Source organism: Colwellia sp. MB3u-8 (genome assembly GCF_014076985.1).
Lineage (GTDB): Bacteria > Pseudomonadota > Gammaproteobacteria > Enterobacterales > Alteromonadaceae > Cognaticolwellia.
This window is the reverse complement of record NZ_JACGVA010000062.1, coordinates 62,147-82,180: the sequence shown is the minus strand read 5'-3', so window position 1 is coordinate 82,180 and position 20,034 is coordinate 62,147. Positions and strand designations below refer to the sequence as shown.

Here is a 20,034-nt window from a genome sequence, read left to right as displayed (position 1 = left end):
GGATTTTAATGTTTTTTATTCAAGTATGGTTTTATAAAATTCTCATGGTGGGATTGAAAGTCGCAATTAAGCTTATTCCACAGCCGCAACCGATTATTTTTACCGGGCAAAATTCGTCACTTGCTTTGGTTGACCTCATTATCAATCAACACGTTAAACGCGTCTTAATTGTCACTGATAAGGTGTTACATCAACTGGGTATTACCGATAAAATTTGTCAAAAACTAGCAGAAAATCACATAGAAGTGATTATTTTTGACCAAGTGATACCTGATCCTTCTGACCGTATTATTGAGCAAGGCATTAATATGGCTAAAAATAATCATTGTGACTTGGTATTAGGCATTGGCGGCGGTTCATCACTTGATGTGGCAAAAATGATTGCGGTATTAGCGACAACAACAACAACAGTGAACAATGTCGCTGGTTTATTAAAAATAAAAGCACAAGGCTTACCGTTATATCTATTACCCACCACCTCAGGTACGGGCTCTGAAGTGACCATGGCAGCGGTTATAACCAGTAGCAAATCTGAAGAAAAATTGTTAGTTATTTCACCGAAGATATTACCTATAGGTACAGCTTTAGACCCCCTATTAATGCAGGGTATGCCAGCACACATTACCGCGGATACGGGCTTTGATGCGTTAACCCATGCGATAGAAGCGTATTTGTCTATGCATGCAAATGAGCAGACTAACTTGTATGCTTTAACGGCAATAAAATTAATATGTAAACAGTTACCTATCGCCTATCAAGAGGGTAATAATATTGCAGCAAGAGAAGCGCTTGCTGTTGCGTCTTGTTATGCCGGCTTGGCGTTTACTAAAGCGGGTTTGGGTTATGTGCATGCGATTTCTCATCAAATTGGTGCTAAATATCACCTTCCTCATGGCATGACCAATGCGATTGTTTTACCACATGTACTCACCTTTAATAAACAGTCTTCACGTACCCGTCTAGCACAATTAGCAAAAGCCATCGGCTTAGATGACGCCAATAAAAGTGAGTTAGCCATGGCCGAATTGTTTATTGAGAAAATAAAAGACTTACAACGCACCTTAAACATTGAAGAGACGATTGCGTGTTTATGTGTTGGCGATATTGATGATTTAGCCAAAGCCGCTTTAAAAGAAGCACACTATCTTTATCCTGTGCCACGATATTTAGACTTAATAGAATGTAAAAAATTATTCCAACAACTTATGCCATCGTAAAATTATCATCGATAAGAATAACGATTATAAATCAAAAAATTACAAAGTGAGGGGAAACAAATGAAATCAATATTATTAATGCAAGGACAAGGGTTGTCTCAACCTAAGTTATCAACAACCTTGAGTGTACTTGCTCTATCTACCATGCTGGTATTGCCATCGTTAGTAAACGCAAATGAAATTATTAAAGCTTTTAAAGTTAATAATAATTCTTCTGTGCAAGCGATGAAAGAAGCAGATAACAAAGCCAAAGAAGAGTGGGCATACAGTGTTGGTATTCAAGCATTTATGTTCACTATTCCTATGATAATGCATGATGTTCAGCGTGATCTACGTATGGATTTAAAAAAGATAGCACGCATTAAAGATAAGTGCCCTTGTGCGCCGGTTGGTCAATGGGGTCATTCATCAAAATTGGCTACTTCAAACGATACTATGCCTTATACGCCGAATAGAGATACCGTGTATTCGGGTTTATCTGTTTTTTTGGCTGAAGAGCCAGTGATCTTAGTTGTGCCACCGATTAAAGATCGATATTACTCATTGCAAATCGGCGACGCTTATATTGCTAATCAGCATTATATAGGCACGCGTGCTACGGGATCAGATGGTGGAAATTTTGCCTTAGTCGGTCCTAATTGGCATGGTAAATTACCTGATGGTGTTAAAGCATTACGCATGCCAAATAATTCAGCTTTAGTTGCGTTGCGCATTGCCACTTATACCGAAACCGATGAAGACGTGGAATTGATTAAAGCCTATCAACAACAATTTGATGCCGTACCTTTATCTCAATGGGGTCTTCCTAAAGAACAACGTCGTTATGATTTACCCAAATTGGCGAATACCAGTATGAAAAAAGGTAAATTAGGCTACTTTAGTTACGCTGCTGAGTTATTAAAAGAAAACCCACCGGTTGGCGAAAATAGAACATTATTAAACACCTTTAAACATATTGGGCTTTCAGATACGCATGCCTTTGATCCCCAAAGCTTAGATCCTGCTATTCAAAAAGGCTTGGTTAGAGCGGTGCAATCGGGGATTGATATTATTAAATGGAAAGTCAAATTTAGAGGGACACAAAGTGACAACAAATGGAATGTAGATTTTGTCGGTGGTAGTTATGGCAGTGATTATTTTGCACGCGCTGAAGGCGCAGTTCAAGGGTTGTTCGTTCACTCTCCTGAGGAAGCTGTTTATTTTCACACTTATTCAGACAGTAGTAATGAGCCTTTAATTGGTAAAAACACCTATAAACTACATTTTGACAAGGGCGAGTTACCTAATACAGCTGAATATGGCTTTTGGTCTATCACGATGTACGGCGATGATTATCAATTAGTAGGCAATGATATTAACCGTTATTCCATAAGAAAAAGTACCAATGGCTTGAAGTACAATGACGATGGATCCCTTGATATTTACATTCAACCTACATCGCCCGAAGGTAATGAATCTAACTGGCTACCAACGCCTAAAGAAGGTATTTTTAGATTAAACTATCGCGTGTATTTACCGAATCAGGAAGTGCGTCAATGGAGCTCGGTAGAGCAATATTTACCTGGCGTTAAAAAAGTAGAATAATAAACAATAAAACCTTATACACATAACTTGAAATATTAATGATTTCGAGTTATGTGTTGATTCTTTGTTCTTGTAATAATTTTTGGCTGTGTTGATTGCGGTAATGTTTAGGGCTGGTTTTAGTCCAACGACGAAAAGCGCGGGTAAAACCACTTTGATCTGAAAAACCTAACATGTAAGATATTTCGATTAAAGGTACACGTTGTTCCGCTAACAGTTTCTCCGCCATATGATGACGACACTCATCCAGTATTTCGTTAAAACTTTGCCCCTCCGCTTTTAACTTTCGTTGCAAAGTACGTAAGCCTAATGCTAAAAATTTCGCGATATCCTCTATTTCAATTTCACCCTTTAACATATTATCTAAAATATACGCTTTCACTTTTGTTGACACCAAATCTTGACTGAAATGCTTTAAATGCTCATCAATCCACCTCTCTAGTGTTTTGGCAAGGGAGGGATTAGCAAGCATCTGTGGACGCTCTAGATCCACTAATGAGTAAATGATTTTATGACCCGTTTGATTAAATAAAACAGGACAATTAAAGAATGCTTGGTATTCCTTAACAAAGGCACTTTTATCGTGTTTAAAAGACACTTCTAATGGCGAAAACTCTTGTGTTGTCATCACACGAGATAATGAAATCAAAGTCGACATAAATGCCTCAATGGCTTCAACAGCAACAGGTTCATTTTCTGGGGGGATATCAACATGTAGGATAACGGTGTCGTTAATTTTTTCTAAACGATGCTCAGCAGCGTCAGTGGTCATTTTAAAATAACGTAAGCTATGCTCAAAACCTTCCATAATAGTACGACTAGAAGCAAAAGCTAAGCCAACAGCACTATAGGTATTAGGTTGAAAAAATTGCGTTAACCGTAAGGCAAAACATTCATCTTTAGTTTCAAGTACCGCAAGTTGCCATAACACGGCCATTTGTTTCACGGGTAAACGTACTTCAGGATTATTTTGAATTGCGTCTAAATCTATATGGGCTTGCGAAAATATTTTTTTACTGTCAAGACCATAGCTTTCAATCGCTTTGGCAATGAGCAAAGCCCAACTACCTATCGTTGTTGGTGTATTGGGGATTAATGTCATAGAATTCAGTTTTTTATTTGATAAAATATCTAAATAATTAAGTTAATATAACAGTTTAAGATATCATCGAGAATATGTCTATATTAGAGGATTTATACCAGTTAAATCAATTTTATGAAATAAAAAAGCCCTAGATAACTAAGGCTAAATTTAATGTAACTTTTAGCGCTGATTAATAAAAGTTATACTTAAATTGCACACCAAAACTACGACCTACTTCAATCATATTAGCATACCCCCCTTTTGTAAAAGGTAAGTCAAACGAGAAGTTTCTTGTTGTTTCATCGGTGATATTTTTACCCACCAAGGCAACTTCCCATTCTTCTTGATACATTAACGCGATTCGCATATTCACTTTTGTGAAGGCTTTCTGTTCCGTGAACGGATTTAAATCTGTTGATGTGTAAAAGTCTGAACGATAATTAATATCAACATTAGTGATTAATTCATACTGATCAAAAATAAAAGTAGCATGTTCAATGCCTATATTTGCAGTAATATCAGGCACTAACGCATTAGTTTCCCCTGTTAAATCGCATGATTCACCTGTTTCATCGACATTATCAGAGACTAAAACATTACTGGTAAAGCATTTGGCACCTTTAAAGTCATCCCATTCAAAATCTAATAAACCGATACCACCGACAAGTGTCACATCATCTAAAACAGCCCAGCGGCCATCTAATTCGATACCAGAGGTAGTAGCTTCACCCGCATTTTTAACATTAAAACCGACTTGACCGTCAAAAACAGAGGTTTGTAAATCATTAAATTTCATCTGAAAAACAGCAAAGTTTAATTCAGCAGCACCATAATCTAAGGTTAATTTTCCACCAAACTCCATAGAAATTACTTCTTCCTCTTCAAACTCAAAGTTACCTCCTAGGTTAGAACGCGCATCAAAACCACCAGATTTAAAGCCTTGAGCACCTTTGACATAAAGTAAAGTGTCGTCATTTAATTGATAACTTAAGGTTAACGAAGGCGTTAAACTCTTTTCTTTTCTTGAGTCTTTTAAGGAATGCTCATCAACAGTGCCATAAATACTATTAGGTATATTTTGCGTAGGAGATCTTAATAAAAGTGGATCTAAATAGGGAAACTTATCACCTAACATTAAACTGTATGCATTACCCGGTAAACCCGGTAAATCAAAGTTAGCTAAAGCACCTGCGAGTGCTGGTGGTTTGACTAATGCTGATTCTTGTATTCTTTGACCTGTTTTGGGGTCAATAACTAACATATTACGCTGACCGTCTTTTTCTTCCTCGCTATAACGCACTCCTAAAGATGCAGTTAATTGGTCAGTTAACTGATAATCAAATTGTCCAAATATAGCCCATAAATCTGAACTAGATTTAAATTCACGTTCAGCTCTAATTGCTAATGGATAAACTGATGAAACTTCAGAATACTCTAAATCAGAACTTTGAAAATAAGCACCAACTATATAATCAAATGTTTCATTACCTGGTGAAGTCAAACGAAACTCTTGGCTAAACTGTTGATAGTTTTCATTAAAATCAGGTGAATATATAAGTGTTCGAGCTGTACTATCTTGATCTTTAGCGCCATCAAGATCGTAGTCTTGCCAACCTGTGACGGAATGAATAGTGTGATCACCCAATTCATAGGAAAGGTTTAACGTGACATGATTAGCGGTTGATTCTTCAAATTGTTTTTCACCTAATGCCGGTGTCGTGTTAGCGGCTTTATAATCAAAATCATATTCTATTAAACTTGCCAGTAAGGCTTCAGTTTTTGTTGTGCCAGCATCTTTAAGGTAGGGTTCAACCGTGACAATAAGGTTTCGTCCCTTAACTTCATCAGTATCACGTTGAATTTTTAAATTTGCATTGAGTTTATCACTAATGTTCCAATCAAGTGTTAAACGTGCGGCGATGTTATCTCTTTGTGGTTCATCATTGCCCGTCACAACATTTTTGACATAGCCGTCATCACTTTCATATTTCATCGCAATACGAGCACTTAAGTCGTCGGTTAAGCCACCTGACACGTTAAACTCAAGATCTTGTTTATTAAACTCAGGGACATAATAACCTTTAACTGATGCTTCAAATTCCTGAGTGGCATTTCTTGAGGTAATATTAAGCGCACCTGCGGTGGTATTCATGCCAAACAAGGTTCCTTGAGGTCCACGTAATACTTCAACCATATCAACATCTAAAAAAGAACTACGCATTAATACCGCACGGCCGCGGTAAATGCCATCAACATACGTGCCTACCGTCTGCTCAAAACCTTGGTTTGGCCCTGAACCCAAGCCACGCATATAAATATTATAACCTTGACCGGATTTACTCACGGTAAAGTTAGGTACATAGTCAGACATTTCTTCCATTTGAGTAATGCCGCTTTTCGCTAATTTATCACCGTTTACTGTAGTAATTGAAGCAGGAACATCTTGTAAACTTTGCACTCTTTTTTGTGAAGTAACCTCGATCACTTCAAGTGCGTTAATGGTTTCTTTTGCATCATTTTCTATTTCTTCAGCAATACTCACTTGTTGATGAAATAACGCAAAAAGTGACATTGCAATTACAGATTTATTAAAACTCGGTGTTGTCTTCATAGATTCCCCGCTTATTTTTTATATATTATTGTTTGGCGATGAAGTTAAAGTTAATCGTTAAAATGATAACCGCATGGCTAATTATTGTTGTTATATAGACTAGTTAATTTTGACTAATAAATACTTGAACTTAAACGTCAATAATTAGCCGTTAAACGACAAAGTGCTTTTAATAAGGCTAAGTGAACTTTGGATAACGTCAGAGTATTTTTTATCAAGCTAAAAAAGGGAGGGTTTTATAGCCCTAAGGCGAATTTCACTAGGTTACTATAAGAATAACGCTGATACGGAGGCCAAATATTCTAATTTAGTTAGAAGTAGATCAAGGGTTAGTTAATTATTTAATGTCGTTTAAAGAGTAGAGCAGTTCTTACTCTAAAATTTTATAATGTCCGTTCGTATCTAAAGTGATCATAAATATGGGTGTTTTTAATCATTGAATTAGGTCGGCTTTGTGGCATAAGTGATCGACGAGGTTAAACCTAGTAAACACAAGATGTAGTGGTCGGTTGGGCTAAGTGGATAGCCCTTAAAAATTAGCATTTATCAAATTTAAGCGTTATTAAGGTTAAGCATCTGCGCTATAAATTTAGCGCTTATTCCTGCTCTTGATCTTTTTTAAGTTGTTCTGCCTTTCGGCTATCTACTTTGTTTTGTTGCTCGTCTGAGAGCTCAAATTTACTGGCTGATTGCTTGATCAATAAAATACCGGCGATAACAGAGCCAACAGCAACAACAAGAATTAACATGTAAGTAAAAGTCATATCTATATCCTTTTAAATAAAATTTATGGGTAAGAAACTTGTTTGCTATCTATCTTTTTAGTTTAAAAAAAGACAGATAGAACAATAGCATGTTATTTATGAATATGCTTGCAACGCGCCAGCAATAACACTTGTTTTAAGCGGGTGTAATAAAGTCAGTTTAACTAACCAGTATCTAGAATAAATATCTAGAATAAGTATCTAGAATAACTAGCTAGCACTAGATGCTATTCATTTGTTATACGCTGATAGTAGGCTCGGCTTTTGTCCGCTTGCTGACATAAATCGGTCAGGGCGTGTAAACTGCGCGTGCTCATTCGATGCACAACATCAGCATCAAGGATGATCATTTGTTGATGTTTAATTGCTGACAATATCGGCCATTTCTGCCAATCATAACTATCATTACCCGCTTGCTTTTTTGATAAGGGTTGAATAATAACATCAACATTTGTTTGCAGTATTTGCTCAATATTTACTTGTGGATATTGGGCTTTTGCTGCCATAAATGGATTATTAATACTGCAAGCGTCTAAAAACTGTTGCGGCCAACTCCCTTTGGCAATGGTGGTTAAGGGTCTAGACCACACTTCATAAAAACCGGTGAGTGGTTTTTTATGACCATATTGCTTTTTGATATTGGCTAAATCCGCTAGAAACTTAGCCGCAACACGTTTAGCTTGCGCGCTGTGACCTGACAGTTTCCCGAACAAGCGCAGCTCTTTAGCAACATCTTCAAAGCTATTGGGCTGCGAGTAAACCACACGAAAGCCCAGTTGCTTAATACGGGCTAAATCATCACTTGGGTTACCACTCTTCCAAGCGATAACTAAGTCTGGTTGTAATTCAATGACCCGCTCTAATTGAATACGTAAAGAGCTGCCAATTCTGGGTATTGTCTTTGCCGCTAGCGGATAATCAGCGTGATCAGTAGTAGCAACGATTTGGTCGCCGGCGCCAATATCAAACAACATCTCAACAATGTGTGGTGATAATGCAATGATGCGTGGTTTAGGCGCATCAATAACCGCGGCATGATCAATACTTTTACTTGTGGCTTGTGTGCTCGCAATATAAGCAAAGCCCAGTAATATAATCCCTAGGTATTGGCTGAATTTCATGACGATTCCATTGGTGTTTTATGACAGCAATATGGGCTACCAATCAATACCTTTTTGTGCTTTTATACCGTTATCAAAAGCATGCTTAAGCGGCTGAACTTCACTGACGGTATCGGCAAGTTCAATGATACTGCGATGACATGCACGGCCAGTGATAATGACATGCTGTTTAGCAGGGCGATTAACGATAGCTTCAATCACTTCATCTAAATCTAAATATTTGAATGACAGCATGTAGGTTAATTCATCAAGTAAAATCACGTCGACACTTTCATCTTTTAGTAAGCGTTTTGCCTCTTCCCAGACTATGACGGCAGCGGCAATGTCTTTTGACTTGTCTTGGGTGTCCCAAGTGAAACCGGTTGCCATGACATGAAACTCAACGCCATTATTTTCTAATAAATTACGTTCACCACAGGCCCAATCACCTTTAATAAATTGTAATGCCGCCGCTTTATAGCCATGCCCAACCGCGCGGGCTAGCGTGCCAAAGCCTGATGTTGATTTACCCTTACCATTACCTGTGATAACAATAAGTAAACCGCGTTCTTCTTGAGCGGAATCAATGCGGGCATCAACTTTTTCTTTAAGGCGTTGCATACGAGCTTGATGATTTTGAGTTTTATCTGTATCTGTTGTCATGTGATTTATCCTGTTTTACGTGTGCGATACATGATCGCTAAAAAGAAAATACTGCCAATGGCTGAAGTAATGATGCCAATCGGAATTTCGACATTACTCAGCAAACTGCGCGCGGCAACATCAACCCAAACTAAAAAGCATCCGCCAACCAAGGCGGAGCCAATAATTAACGGCATGGTGGTAACGCCAACCAGTTGCCTAACAATATGTGGGATCATCAGGCCAACAAAACCAATACCACCGCAATAAGCCACTATGGCGGCGGTCACTGCTGCACATAAAGCTAATAGAATTAAACGCAGTTTGTTAACGTTAACGCCAAGGCTTGCCGCACTTTCATCGCCCAGCAACAGCGCATCTATTTGTCGGTGTAAGGCAAAAATAGTCAGTAAAGTCAGTAATACCATGGCACTGATCAAATAAAAGTGAAACATTTCAACGCGCGTTAAACTGCCCATTAACCAAAAAATAACGCGGCTGGTGGCAAAAGGGTCGCCAAGGTAAAGAATAAAGTGGCTAATAGAGCCAAGCATGAACGACACCGCAATGCCGGTTAATAACAAATGGTTCATATTACGCAGTAAGGTCGCGATACCAAAGACAATGACCACAGAAAACAATGCCCCAAGAAATGCCGCCAATGGCAAGGCTAGCGCTTGTTGGTCACTGAGCACTAAAGTGGCGATGGTAGCGCCCAAACCTGCGCCAGAAATAATACCAAATAAATAAGGGTCGGCGAGTGGGTTACGAGTTACATTTTGCAGTATTGCCCCGGCACAAGCTAAACCCATGCCAGCCACTAAACCCACCAAAACACGTGGAATGCGTATTTGCCAAATCACCATGTCGTGCATAGTGGAGGCGCATTGATTAACCACACATTGAAATATATCTAGGCTAGTAATGCTTGCTGGCCCAAAGGTTATCGACATAATAATGGAGAATAAGGTAAAAGCAATAAGGCCTGAAAATACCCAGACATTTTTACCTTTGCGGTTGCCAAGAATACTCACGCGTGTTGACCTTTACTAGTTGACTCAGTTGACTCAGTTGACTCAGTTGACTCAGTTGAGCACATTGGCCCCGTTGGTTTAACAGCCGATTGATGAGCCATCATAGTATCAGCTGCGGGATAGAAATAAACTCTAGGTACGCCACAATGTTGTGCGTCATCTCGATAACAGGGTAAACCAAAAACTTTTGTTAACAGCTCAGGCTTTAGCACTTGATCAACACTATTGTCGCTGACTAAGTTGCCTTTATCTAATAGCAGCAAACGATTACAGTAATGTGCGGCTAGATTGAGATCATGTATGGTCATAATAACGGTAATATTTAACGCTTTTACTAGTTGTAATATTTGATGTTGGTAGAAAATATCTAAGTGATTAGTAGGTTCATCTAAGACCAATATTTTTGCTTTTTGTACTAGGGCTTTAGCAATTAATACCCGTTGTTGTTCGCCGCCAGATAAGGTGTTAAAAAATTTTGCTTGGCTGCTAGCTAAACCCACTTTTTCTAACGCGAGCATAATATCTTTTTTATCTACGTCATTATCACGAGCAAAGAGGCTTTTATAGGGCAGTAAGCCCATTCTAACCACATCATATACGTTTAAATCAAATATGGGGGGCGAGTTTTGTACCACTAAAGCAAATGTTTGTGCTAATTCATGTGGTTTGTAGTCGCTGATTTTTTTATTTTTTAGCTTAATGTAGCCTTGCCAATTTTTGTATTGGTTTAGTATGCACTTAAGGAGTGAGGTTTTACCGGCACCATTAGGCCCGATAATGCCAATAATATCGCCGCGGGCAACATCAAATGAAATATTATTGAGAATACTTTGTTTATCAACAGCCCAAGAGACTGACTCAACACTGAGTAATTTTGCCATTAAAGCCAGCCTAGCTTAGTGCTAATCACGTTTGGTATGTGTTGGATAATAACTAAGGAGTATATTTTCATTGCGGCCTAGAGGTTAATTCAAAAGCTTATGTTGCATAATAAAACTAACTACAGCGCAGAAAATAGGATACGAATGCCTTAAAGACAGTGTAACTTACGTGTATTCCCGCACGGTGTTAACATGATTAGCTTGGTACAATAGGTTGATACTAGGTGTCCTGACTTATAACTTTTTATTAAAAGCTATTTACAGTTGCGGGTACAGTCACGGAATTTAACCGTGTTCCCTATCAATTAGCCAAGACAATAACAAAGCATGTGGCTAAAGGTATCAATTATTAGGCAAGAGATTTTACGGCTTAGCATGCTGCTTTACAATAAAAACCGTCATTTGACACGCTATAAGCGGTGTAAAAAAAAAGGAGCTAATGCTCCTTTTTTATTTTGACACTGTATTTTGACAATTTTTTTTACGCGTTAATTAGACCTAAGGTAATTTTTCTTATGTCATCAGTAAAGCCAATATTACCAAATTTTAACGCGCTTCTCAGGGGCGATATACATAGCGTCACCTGCTTTAACGTCAAAGGCGCTATAAAACTCAGGCATATTTGATAATGCACCTAGCGCACGGAACTCACCTGGGGAATGTGGGTCTGTCGCTACGCGATTTCTTAATGACTTTTCAACCATTTTTCCACGCCATATTTGTGCAAAGCCCATAAAGAAGCGTTGGTCGCCGGTTAAGCCGTCAATCACTGGGGCTTCTTTACCATTTAATGAAGCTTTATAAGCTTTATAAGCGATATTAACTCCGGATAAATCACCAATGTTTTCGCCTAAGGTTAGTTCGCCATTAACCTTTAAGTCATCAAATACCTCATAGTTGCTATACTGTGCCACTAAGTTATCCGCGCGCATGGTAAAGGCCGCTAAATCTTCATCAGTCCACCAGTTACGCATGTTGCCTTTACTATCGTATTTGCTACCTTGGTCGTCAAAGCCGTGGCCCATTTCATGACCAATAACGGCGCCAATGCCACCGTAGTTTACCGCATCGTCTGCCGCTAAATTAAAAAATGGTGGCTGTAAAATAGCCGCTGGAAAGACAATTTCGTTTTTAGTTGGGTTGTAATAAGCATTAACGGTTTGAGGTGTCATCGCCCATTCTTGTCGGTCAATTGGACCACCAAGCTTAGCCAGTTCTTTTTGGTGAGCAAGCGTACCAGAGCGTATTGTATTGCCGACTAAATCGTCACTTTTAATGCTTAGTGCTGTGTAATCTTCCCACTTATCTGGGTAGCCTATTTTAGGATCAAAGCTGGCGAGTTTTATACGTGCTGATTTTTTAGTCGCCTCTGACATCCAGTCTAGTTCGTCTATGCTTGCGCCGTAAGCATCACGTAAATTTTCAACCAGTTCTGTCATACGGGTTTTAGCTTCAGGCTTAAAGTGACGGCCAACATAAACTTTACCAATAACTTCACCTAAATTGTTATTAACTACGGCAACACCACGTTTCCACAGTGGGCGCTGTTCTTCACGACCACTTAACTGTTTTGAATAAAAATCAAAGTTTTCATTCGCTAACTCGGTGGTAAGTGAGCTGGAAAAGTTACTCAGAGTGTGAAAAGTGAGGTAAGTCTGCCAATCAGCTAACGATGTTGCCGCGAATGTTTCACCAAAACCTTTAATAAATGAAGGTTGGTTAATAATGATATCTTTCTGCGAGGCTACACCCTGTGCTGCAAGGTAGGCGGTCCAGTTGAAAGCATCTGTTACTGTGTTTAAATCGGTAACATTAAATTTGTTATAACGCTTAGTACTGTCTCGAGATTCAACTTTTGTCCAATGAAAACCGGCTAACTGAGTTTCAAGCGCCATAATGGTTTGAGCGGCGGCTTTACCATTTTTTAAACCCGCTAAGTTGAATATGTTTTCAATGTGGGCAAGGTAACCAGCACGTAATGCTGAAAAACGTTCTGCTTCATTAAAGTAGTAGTCTCTGTCCGGCAAACCTAAACCACTTTGCCATATATGTGTGGCATATCGTGTTGAGTCTTTTGCATCAACACTGATATAAAAAGCGAGCGGGCTACCGACACCAATTTTTTGATTTTCACCAAAGAAAGTGGCGAGTTCATTTTTATCTTTCAAGCCATTAATTTGGTCAAATATTGTTTGTACTGGCGCTGTGCCTGCAGTGTTACGAGTATCTAGATCCATAAATGAACGGAATAAGTCAGCCACTTTTTGCTCATCACTGCCCATTTTTAGATTTTTAGTCGCGGCTAATTCTTCGATAATCGCTTTTACGTTGTCATCAGCTTCATCACGTAAGTCATAAAATGAGCCAATGGCGGTTTTGTCACCCGGAATTTCGTGAGCGTTTAACCATGCGCCGTTAACGTAACGGTAAAAGTTGTCTTGTGGACGAACAGACAAGTCCATAGTGGCTTTATCAATACCCGATGACAAAGCCGTTTTTTGCATAACCGGTACTTCAGTCGCAGTTTTTGTGCTGGTATTATCATTACAACCTGCAATGAATAGTAAAGAGCTGCAAACAGCCGTTGTTATTATTTTCTTCATTCAATACTCACAATTTAATTAGTAGACTAACTTTTATTTAAAGTAAAAAGATATTAAAGGCTATAACGCTGATTTACAAGGATAAGTTAATATTATTACATATTATTAACTTATCCTTGTACGTTAACGTTTACCCACTAGGAAATATGTAGATGTTTTCTTGTTACGTATTAATAACCATTTTTGTCATTTATCTTTTGCTGCAGAGCGTTTTTATTTTTTTTCATGGTTTGGTCTAGTTAAAAAATATCTTGTTAACTTGTATGTTAACAGCATCAATTTAAAAAATTCTGCAACAGCCTAAGTAGAAAAAATTACAATAGCTCGCTTATTATGAGTTAGTGTTGTTATGCTAAGTGGCTTACTTAACAGTAATGTGGTGGAACTTAATGGCTATTTATAACCCGCTAACTAAATGTTCGCTGCGGGTCATCAGGGTAATACAGGCCAGACTGACTTAAACAAGCTATTTGCTCAGACCTTGGCTGGGTTAATGGACAAGGTAAGGACCTTTAAATAACCCTAGTGGCTTAAGTTGTCATCATTCAGTTACCTTTTACCCTTTACTGTTTACCGTCAACTTTATTGATCTGAGTACTGTCTATGATCGTACTCTAACTACTTGAAGATAATTGAGAAATATATTCTATGCATAGTCGTTTATTTTATCTGGTCGCCTTACTTGTTATTAGTAGCCAAACTTTTGCCCAGTCTTGGGGCAATAAAGACACTAATAAAAAGACGGTGATAGTTCAAAAAATCATTTATCAAACTCAAAAAAATAGTTTAGAAGCCGTAGGCACTGCGGAAGCCGTTAAATCTGTTACGCTTTTTCCTGCGGTCAATGAAAGGGTGGTTGCGGTTAACTTTGTGCCTGGTCAGCGTGTTAAAAAAGCACAAGTATTGATGATGTTATATAACGAACGTCAGTTGGTTACCTTGGAAAGAGCCAAAATTGAATTCAAAGATGCGGCCAGAAAAAATCTCCTATTAGCAGAAAGTATTAAAAAAGGTGCTGCATCACAAAGTGATTTAGATGATTCTATCACCACACTCGAGTTGGCAAACGTAGCCGTTAAAGAAGCGAAAATAGCCTTAGATGAGCGTATTATACGAGCGCCCTTTGCGGGTGTGGTAGGGCTAACTGACATCCAAGTAGGTGACAGAGTTAACCTTCAAAGCGTGATCACCACCATAGACGATCGCCAAGCATTATTTATCAACTTCACCGCACCAGAAATAGCAGTGGCTTTGTTGTCGCAAGAACCCCAAGTGCAGCTAGTACCCTGGCAAAATCGTTTAGTGACTATCGAGGCAAGTATCGCACAAGTTGACTCACGCATTAACGAGCAAGATAGAACTATTCGCGTCAGAGCGCTACTCGATAATAGCGAAGACACTTATCGACCCGGTATGAGCTTTCGCGTTAACTTAACCGTGCCTGGACAAGATTATATTGCTGTGCCTGAAGCGGCTTTATTATGGAGTGCCACGGGTGCTTATGTTTGGCAAATGGTTGATGAAAAAGCGGCACGAGTTGATGTGAAAATTCGTGAACGCTTGCGAGGCACTATTTTAGTCAAAGGTGAATTTAACCTAACCGCACCTTTGGTAGTAGAGGGCGTGCAGCAATTACGTCAAGGACAAGCATTAAAAGCACAGAACACTTTCAATGAGTCTATTGTCAAAGAGGTTGAGGGCGAATAATGAAATTACCGTCTATGCCACAATTAAATGATTTACCTTCCTTAGCTATTCGCCGGCCAGTATTGGTTATGGTGCTTAATTTACTCATCATTTTAGCGGGATTTGCCGCGATAAATGATTTGGAAATAAGAGAATTACCTGATGTTGACCGGCCCATGGTGACCGTGTCGGCCAGTTATCCTGGTGGCTCGCCAGAAACAGTAGACAGTGAAGTCACCAGCAGAATAGAAGGTGCAGTTGCGCGAGTCAGTGGTGTTAAATCTATTCGAGCTTCAAGTGAAGAGGGCTCTTCTCGTATTCGGGTTGAGTTTAGGCCAGGTACAAATCTTGAAGACGCGGCCAATGAAACCAGAGAGTCGGTCAGTAGAGTACAGCGAAATTTGCCTGATGAAGTGGAAAGACTGGCCATTATCAAAGCAGATAGTGACGCTCAAGCGGTAGTCAGTTTAGCGATTAGCAGTGACACCTTAGATATGGAAACACTCACCGAGCGGGTTGAGGTTGATTTAGCGCCTTTGTTTTTAAGCATTCCTGGCGTCGCTGATGTGTCTTTAAATGGTGAAAGGCAAAGGGTAATGCGGGTTTCAGTGGATGCATTGAGACTGACCAGTTTTAACTTATCTATGTCAGATGTCGCCGCTGCCTTACGTTTAGCGCCTTTTGACGTACCAGCCGGTAGTGTTAAATCAGCAGACCAAGAGCTTATTGTTCGGGCCAGTGCTAACTCAGTTAGCCCTGAAGATATTGAGCGTATTGTCGTGTCGGGTAATACCCGTATTGGCGACGTGGCGAGTGTTTATTTTGGACCGGCTGACTCAAAGAGTATTGTCAGGTTAGATGGCATGCCGGTGGTCGGTTTAGGTATCGTGCGTCAGGCGCGTTCAAATACCATAGAGATCTCTGACGAAGTGTTAGCTATGGTGAAAAATCTTGATAAGCGCTTTGCGGATCTTAATATTGTTGTTACCTCTGATGATGCGGAGTTTATTCGAGGCTCTGTAGATGAAGTGATTTTATCGCTCAGTTTAACGGTATTATTAGTGATAGGCACACTGTGGTTATTTTTAGGCTCCTTTCGTGCCACCTTAGTGCCAGCCCTGTCTATTCCCGTGTCGTTAATTGGCGCATTAGTGATCATGTGGGTGCTGGGCTTTTCGATTAATATTCTGACCTTGTTAGCCTTAGTCTTAGGTACCGGCTTAATTGTCGATGATGCCATTGTGGTATCAGAGAACATTCAACGCAGAAGAGCAGAAGGATTAGGCGCTAGAGCTGCAGCGGTACTAGGCACTAGAGAAGTGTTTTTTGCGGTTGTAGCAACAACTGCGGTATTGGCTGCGGTGTTTATTCCGATCGCTTTTTTACCCTCAACAGCGGGACGCTTATTCAGAGAGTTTGGTGGCGTGTTAGCGGGGGCGGTTATCATATCTTCATTTGTCGCCTTAAGTTTGGTCCCTGCACTAACAGCAAAGCTACCCGTTAACAGTAAAAAAAATGTACTGTTCGATCGTACTTTAGGTGCCTTTGGTACTTGGGTTTTGACTAAATATAAAGCCTTATTAAGCCTAGCGCTGGGTTATGCATGGGTAACCTTATTAATTTCGGTCATTGCTGCTGCGTCAGCCGCTGCACTGTATAACGAAATTGAAAATAAATTATTACCCTCAGAAGATCGAGGTTCAGTGCGTATTTTTGCTCGAGGCCCGGATGGGGCCGGTTTAAACTATATGGACAGACAAGCACGGAAAATGGAAGAAATATTATTACCCTACGTGCAAGATGAAGATGTTAATTCCATTTACACCGTGGTGGGTCGTTGGGATCCTAATATTGTTTTTATAACCGTACCATTAGAGCACTGGGATAATAGAAGTAAATCACAGCAAGAAATTATTAGCGAAATGAGCCCTAAATTGCAGGCTATTCCGGGCGCTCCAGGTCGAGCTTTTGGGTCGAATAGTTTAAACCTTAGAGGACAAGGCGGTGGTTTAGAATTAGCACTAACGGGTGATACTTACGAACGCATCTTTGAAGCGGCGCAAGCCTTTAGTAAGATTGTTGAAGAAAAACTACCTGAGTTAGGTCGTCCCAGAATTGGTTATCAGCCAACTCAACCACAATTGAAAATTAATATTGATCGGCGCAGAGCCGAAGAGCTAGGTGTGCCTTTTAATGATATCTCTAGCACTTTGCGTGCGGCTATCAATGGTGATGATATAACCGATTTAAATATTGGTGATCAGGCCGTGCCATTAATTTTACAATCTAGCGGGCGCTCGACCAGTAATCCTTCCGATTTAACTAATTTGTTTGTTAAATCTCGCGATGGCAATTTAGTGCCATTATCCAGTCTTGCCTATATATCAGAAGAAGGTGTTGCTGCAGAGTTAGAAAGGCAGGCGCAAAGGCGGGCAATCGAAATTGACCTAGAACTACCGGATGAAATATCTATGGCTGATGTAGTTGAACAATTGCGTGAGATTGGCAATGACAACTTACCGCCTGGCATAGGTTTAGTGTTTTTGGGTGAAGCCTTGACGTTTGAAGAAACGTCTAATCAAATTGCCATGACTTACCTGTTCGCTTTTCTGATTGTATTGTTGGTATTAGCCGCTCAATTTGAAAGTATTAATAGTGCGATAATCGTGATGATCACCGTACCCTTTGGCATAGCGTCAGCTATTTTCGCGCTTTATTTAACAGGTACGTCTATTAATATTTACTCACAAATTGGCTTGGTGATGTTAATTGGATTGATTGCCAAGAACTCTATTTTATTAGTTGAGTTTGCTGATCAATTAAGAGATCAAGGTAAGACGGTTAAAGCCGCCATCATTATGGCAGCCGAAGTACGTTTTAGACCCATTATGATGACCTTGATATCAACCATACTAGGTGGCTTACCGCTTATTTTATCAACCGGAGCCGGTGCAGAGTCACGTAATTCAATTGGTTGGGTGGTATTTGGTGGTTTGGGTATTGCGGTGGTATTTACTTTATTACTGACGCCTGTTTTATATCAGCTTATTGCACCCTTTACTAAACCTAGAGCCGATGAAAGTGATCAACTTGAAGCTGAATTGCTTGAGGCAGAGCAAAAAGGCTAAGGTGCGCCATCAGCACCCAATGAAGCTTGTTCCCGATTGGGGTAAAGGTTCATTGGGTGAAAATGTTAAAAACTTTTGGCATTTTTGGCATTTTGGGTTTTTTAGCCTTTTTAGATAAGCATTTAGCGTCTTGAAAATACATCGCAGGTGATCACTGTTCTATTGGCGATATTATAGCGTTTATCAGAATAGACTTTAATCGCGTTAATAATATTCGAATAGCAGAGCAGTAAAAAAATCTAACATATGGGTACGCTAACGTTTGTTCAAGACCATCAGCAAAAACCTAGGATATGATAATAGTTATCATGGCTGAATAGATAATTGTTATCATAAGTGGTGTAGATAATTTATTAAAGGGAATGTCCATGAAAATATATGAAGCAGCAACAGCACCCAATGCAAGGCGTGTCAGAATATTTCTCCATGAGAAAAACATTACAGGCATCGAGTTTGTTCAAATGGACATTCTACGCGGTGATAACTTAACTGAAGCGTTCAAACAGAAAAATCCATTGGCTAAAATACCCATTTTAGAATTAGATGACGGCACAGTGATTAGCGAAAGTGTGGCCATTTGCCGATATTTTGAAGAGATAAATGCAGAACATCCATTAATGGGTTCAAGCCCGCTTGAGAAAGCCATAATAGAGCAATGGCAACGTCGTATGGAATTATCTTTTTTAATGCCAACGGGCATGTGCTTTCAACATACCAGTGGTTACTTTAAAGACCGAATGAACCTTGTTCCTGATTGGGGCAAAGAATGTGGTGAAAATGTGAAAAAGTTTTTGGCATTTTTAGACCAACACTTAGCGTCTTCACAATACATCGCAGGTGATAGCTTTTCTATTGCCGATATTACAGCGCTCATCACCATAGACTTTAATCGCGTTAATAACATTCGAATAGCTGACGAACAAAAAAATCTAAAACGCTGGTACGCTAACGTTTCTTCAAGACCATCAGCAAAAGCTTAGGCTGCTATATTTAGTTATAATAGTTATCATGAATGAGATAACTAAAGCGCACAAATGCACCGCATCAATAAATCTGGCAGGATTTTTATTAGCCGTGGTCGATAACGGGCGGCCATATTAACTCGTTGTTGGTGATGTAAAGTGCAGTTATTGGGTCTCTTTACATCGTTTACCGTTAGTATAAAAAAACAATAGCCTGGCCAGTGAGCAAACTTAAGCCAAAGCATCGACTCATTGCAAGTCTCGTACTGACTGTTTAGTTGAGTTTCGCTAAGTTTAGGTTAATAAAGTTGAAGTATGTCTGCTTAGACTTCATAATTTTTATAGTCCTAATTTGTGCTACAACGGGTTAGGGAGCGGGCAAGAGAAAATCAAAAGTAAATTGATTGATACTAAGTGTAAATAAAGAGGACTAACAAAAGTGATATTAAAAAGAATGTGTTTGCTGTTTTTTAGTTTAATGGTGTTAAGCCTACCCAGCTGTGTGGTAGTGACTACCGCTGTTGGTGTAACAACCACTGTCGTTGGTGGCGCTATTGATGTTGTTGATGCCGTAACGCCAGATATTATCGACGATGACGACGACTGAAGTTAGGCGATAATATTGATGTTAATACTTTACTTGAAAGTTTTACTCGAAAATTTTTATTTACTCACTATAGCGATTGTTTAGTCTTAGCGCTTTAGTTTTATTATTGCAACATGGGTGATTCTGGCGGG

General features: G+C 39.4%; 14 protein-coding genes and 1 riboswitch. Of the genes, 6 read left to right on the top strand and 8 right to left on the bottom strand.

Annotated features, from left to right (window positions below; all coding sequences use genetic code 11):
* Positions 1-8: 8 nt before the first annotated feature.
* Complete coding sequence (locus H4J54_RS09360) at positions 9-1,217, top strand: iron-containing alcohol dehydrogenase (RefSeq protein WP_182190616.1); 1,209 nt, start codon at positions 9-11, stop codon at positions 1,215-1,217.
* 60 nt (positions 1,218-1,277) lie between these two features.
* Positions 1,278-2,801, top strand: a complete 1,524-nt coding sequence (locus H4J54_RS09355; RefSeq protein WP_182190615.1) for a DUF1254 domain-containing protein — start codon at positions 1,278-1,280, stop codon at positions 2,799-2,801.
* 49 nt (positions 2,802-2,850) lie between these two features.
* On the opposite strand, the gene H4J54_RS09350 is transcribed toward H4J54_RS09355, so the two are convergent.
* The 8 genes from H4J54_RS09350 to H4J54_RS09315 form a co-directional block, all read right to left on the bottom strand.
* The gene (locus H4J54_RS09350) at positions 2,851-3,903 is read right to left on the bottom strand and encodes an AraC family transcriptional regulator (protein WP_182190614.1); all 1,053 of its coding nucleotides are present in this window, start codon (positions 3,901-3,903) and stop codon (positions 2,851-2,853) included.
* A 172-nt stretch (positions 3,904-4,075) separates the two neighbouring features.
* Complete coding sequence (locus tag H4J54_RS09345; protein ID WP_182190613.1) at positions 4,076-6,496, bottom strand: TonB-dependent receptor; 2,421 nt, start codon at positions 6,494-6,496, stop codon at positions 4,076-4,078.
* A 596-nt stretch (positions 6,497-7,092) separates the two neighbouring features.
* The gene (locus tag H4J54_RS09340; protein WP_182190612.1) at positions 7,093-7,260 is read right to left on the bottom strand and encodes a DUF2897 family protein; all 168 of its coding nucleotides are present in this window, start codon (positions 7,258-7,260) and stop codon (positions 7,093-7,095) included.
* Positions 7,261-7,487: 227 nt separating this feature from the next.
* Complete coding sequence (locus H4J54_RS09335) at positions 7,488-8,381, bottom strand: cobalamin-binding protein (RefSeq protein ID WP_182190611.1); 894 nt, start codon at positions 8,379-8,381, stop codon at positions 7,488-7,490.
* A gap of 36 nt (positions 8,382-8,417) precedes the next feature.
* The gene (gene cobO / locus H4J54_RS09330) at positions 8,418-9,023 is read right to left on the bottom strand and encodes a cob(I)yrinic acid a,c-diamide adenosyltransferase (protein WP_182190610.1); all 606 of its coding nucleotides are present in this window, start codon (positions 9,021-9,023) and stop codon (positions 8,418-8,420) included.
* A gap of 5 nt (positions 9,024-9,028) precedes the next feature.
* Positions 9,029-10,030 (bottom strand): iron ABC transporter permease, encoded by a 1,002-nt coding sequence (locus H4J54_RS09325; RefSeq protein WP_310650160.1) that lies wholly within the window; start codon positions 10,028-10,030, stop codon positions 9,029-9,031.
* Between the two features lie 2 nt (positions 10,031-10,032).
* On the bottom strand, positions 10,033-10,917 hold the full coding sequence (locus tag H4J54_RS09320; protein ID WP_182190609.1) for an ABC transporter ATP-binding protein: 885 nt from the start codon (positions 10,915-10,917) through the stop codon (positions 10,033-10,035).
* Positions 10,918-11,118: 201 nt separating this feature from the next.
* Positions 11,119-11,262, bottom strand: a riboswitch (cobalamin riboswitch).
* Positions 11,263-11,453: 191 nt separating this feature from the next.
* Positions 11,454-13,520, bottom strand: coding sequence for a M13 family metallopeptidase (locus tag H4J54_RS09315; RefSeq protein WP_182190608.1), 2,067 nt, complete (start codon positions 13,518-13,520; stop codon positions 11,454-11,456).
* A gap of 648 nt (positions 13,521-14,168) precedes the next feature.
* Between H4J54_RS09315 and H4J54_RS09310 the strand changes: the two genes are divergently transcribed.
* The 4 genes from H4J54_RS09310 to H4J54_RS09295 all read left to right on the top strand — a co-directional run bounded on the left by H4J54_RS09310 (position 14,169) and on the right by H4J54_RS09295 (position 19,903).
* Positions 14,169-15,227 carry an efflux RND transporter periplasmic adaptor subunit gene (locus tag H4J54_RS09310; protein ID WP_182190607.1) on the top strand — a complete coding sequence of 353 codons (1,059 nt, stop codon included), beginning with the start codon at positions 14,169-14,171 and terminating at the stop codon, positions 15,225-15,227.
* Positions 15,227-18,334, top strand: coding sequence for an efflux RND transporter permease subunit (locus H4J54_RS09305; protein WP_182190606.1), 3,108 nt, complete (start codon positions 15,227-15,229; stop codon positions 18,332-18,334). Before H4J54_RS09310 ends, H4J54_RS09305 begins: the two co-directional genes overlap by 1 nt.
* 368 nt (positions 18,335-18,702) lie before the next feature.
* Entirely contained in the window at positions 18,703-19,314 is a 612-nt protein-coding gene (locus tag H4J54_RS09300; RefSeq protein WP_182190605.1) for a glutathione S-transferase family protein, read from the top strand.
* A 421-nt stretch (positions 19,315-19,735) separates the two neighbouring features.
* The gene (locus H4J54_RS09295) at positions 19,736-19,903 is read left to right on the top strand and encodes a hypothetical protein (protein WP_182190679.1); all 168 of its coding nucleotides are present in this window, start codon (positions 19,736-19,738) and stop codon (positions 19,901-19,903) included.
* The last annotated feature ends 131 nt before the right edge of the window (positions 19,904-20,034 follow it).

What these genes read in the sequence shown, in the direction of transcription:
- H4J54_RS09360 (WP_182190616.1), top strand. Translation starts at nt 9, where the DNA reads ATGTTTTTTATTCAAGTATGGTTTTATAAAATTCTCATGGTGGGATTG.
- H4J54_RS09355 (WP_182190615.1), top strand. Translation starts at nt 1,278, where the DNA reads ATGAAATCAATATTATTAATGCAAGGACAAGGGTTGTCTCAACCTAAG.
- H4J54_RS09350 (WP_182190614.1), bottom strand. Translation starts at nt 3,903, where the DNA reads ATGACATTAATCCCCAATACACCAACAACGATAGGTAGTTGGGCTTTG.
- H4J54_RS09345 (WP_182190613.1), bottom strand. Translation starts at nt 6,496, where the DNA reads ATGAAGACAACACCGAGTTTTAATAAATCTGTAATTGCAATGTCACTT.
- H4J54_RS09340 (WP_182190612.1), bottom strand. Translation starts at nt 7,260, where the DNA reads ATGACTTTTACTTACATGTTAATTCTTGTTGTTGCTGTTGGCTCTGTT.
- H4J54_RS09335 (WP_182190611.1), bottom strand. Translation starts at nt 8,381, where the DNA reads ATGAAATTCAGCCAATACCTAGGGATTATATTACTGGGCTTTGCTTAT.
- cobO (WP_182190610.1), bottom strand. Translation starts at nt 9,023, where the DNA reads ATGACAACAGATACAGATAAAACTCAAAATCATCAAGCTCGTATGCAA.
- H4J54_RS09320 (WP_182190609.1), bottom strand. Translation starts at nt 10,917, where the DNA reads ATGGCAAAATTACTCAGTGTTGAGTCAGTCTCTTGGGCTGTTGATAAA.
- H4J54_RS09315 (WP_182190608.1), bottom strand. Translation starts at nt 13,520, where the DNA reads ATGAAGAAAATAATAACAACGGCTGTTTGCAGCTCTTTACTATTCATT.
- H4J54_RS09310 (WP_182190607.1), top strand. Translation starts at nt 14,169, where the DNA reads ATGCATAGTCGTTTATTTTATCTGGTCGCCTTACTTGTTATTAGTAGC.
- H4J54_RS09305 (WP_182190606.1), top strand. Translation starts at nt 15,227, where the DNA reads ATGAAATTACCGTCTATGCCACAATTAAATGATTTACCTTCCTTAGCT.
- H4J54_RS09300 (WP_182190605.1), top strand. Translation starts at nt 18,703, where the DNA reads ATGAAAATATATGAAGCAGCAACAGCACCCAATGCAAGGCGTGTCAGA.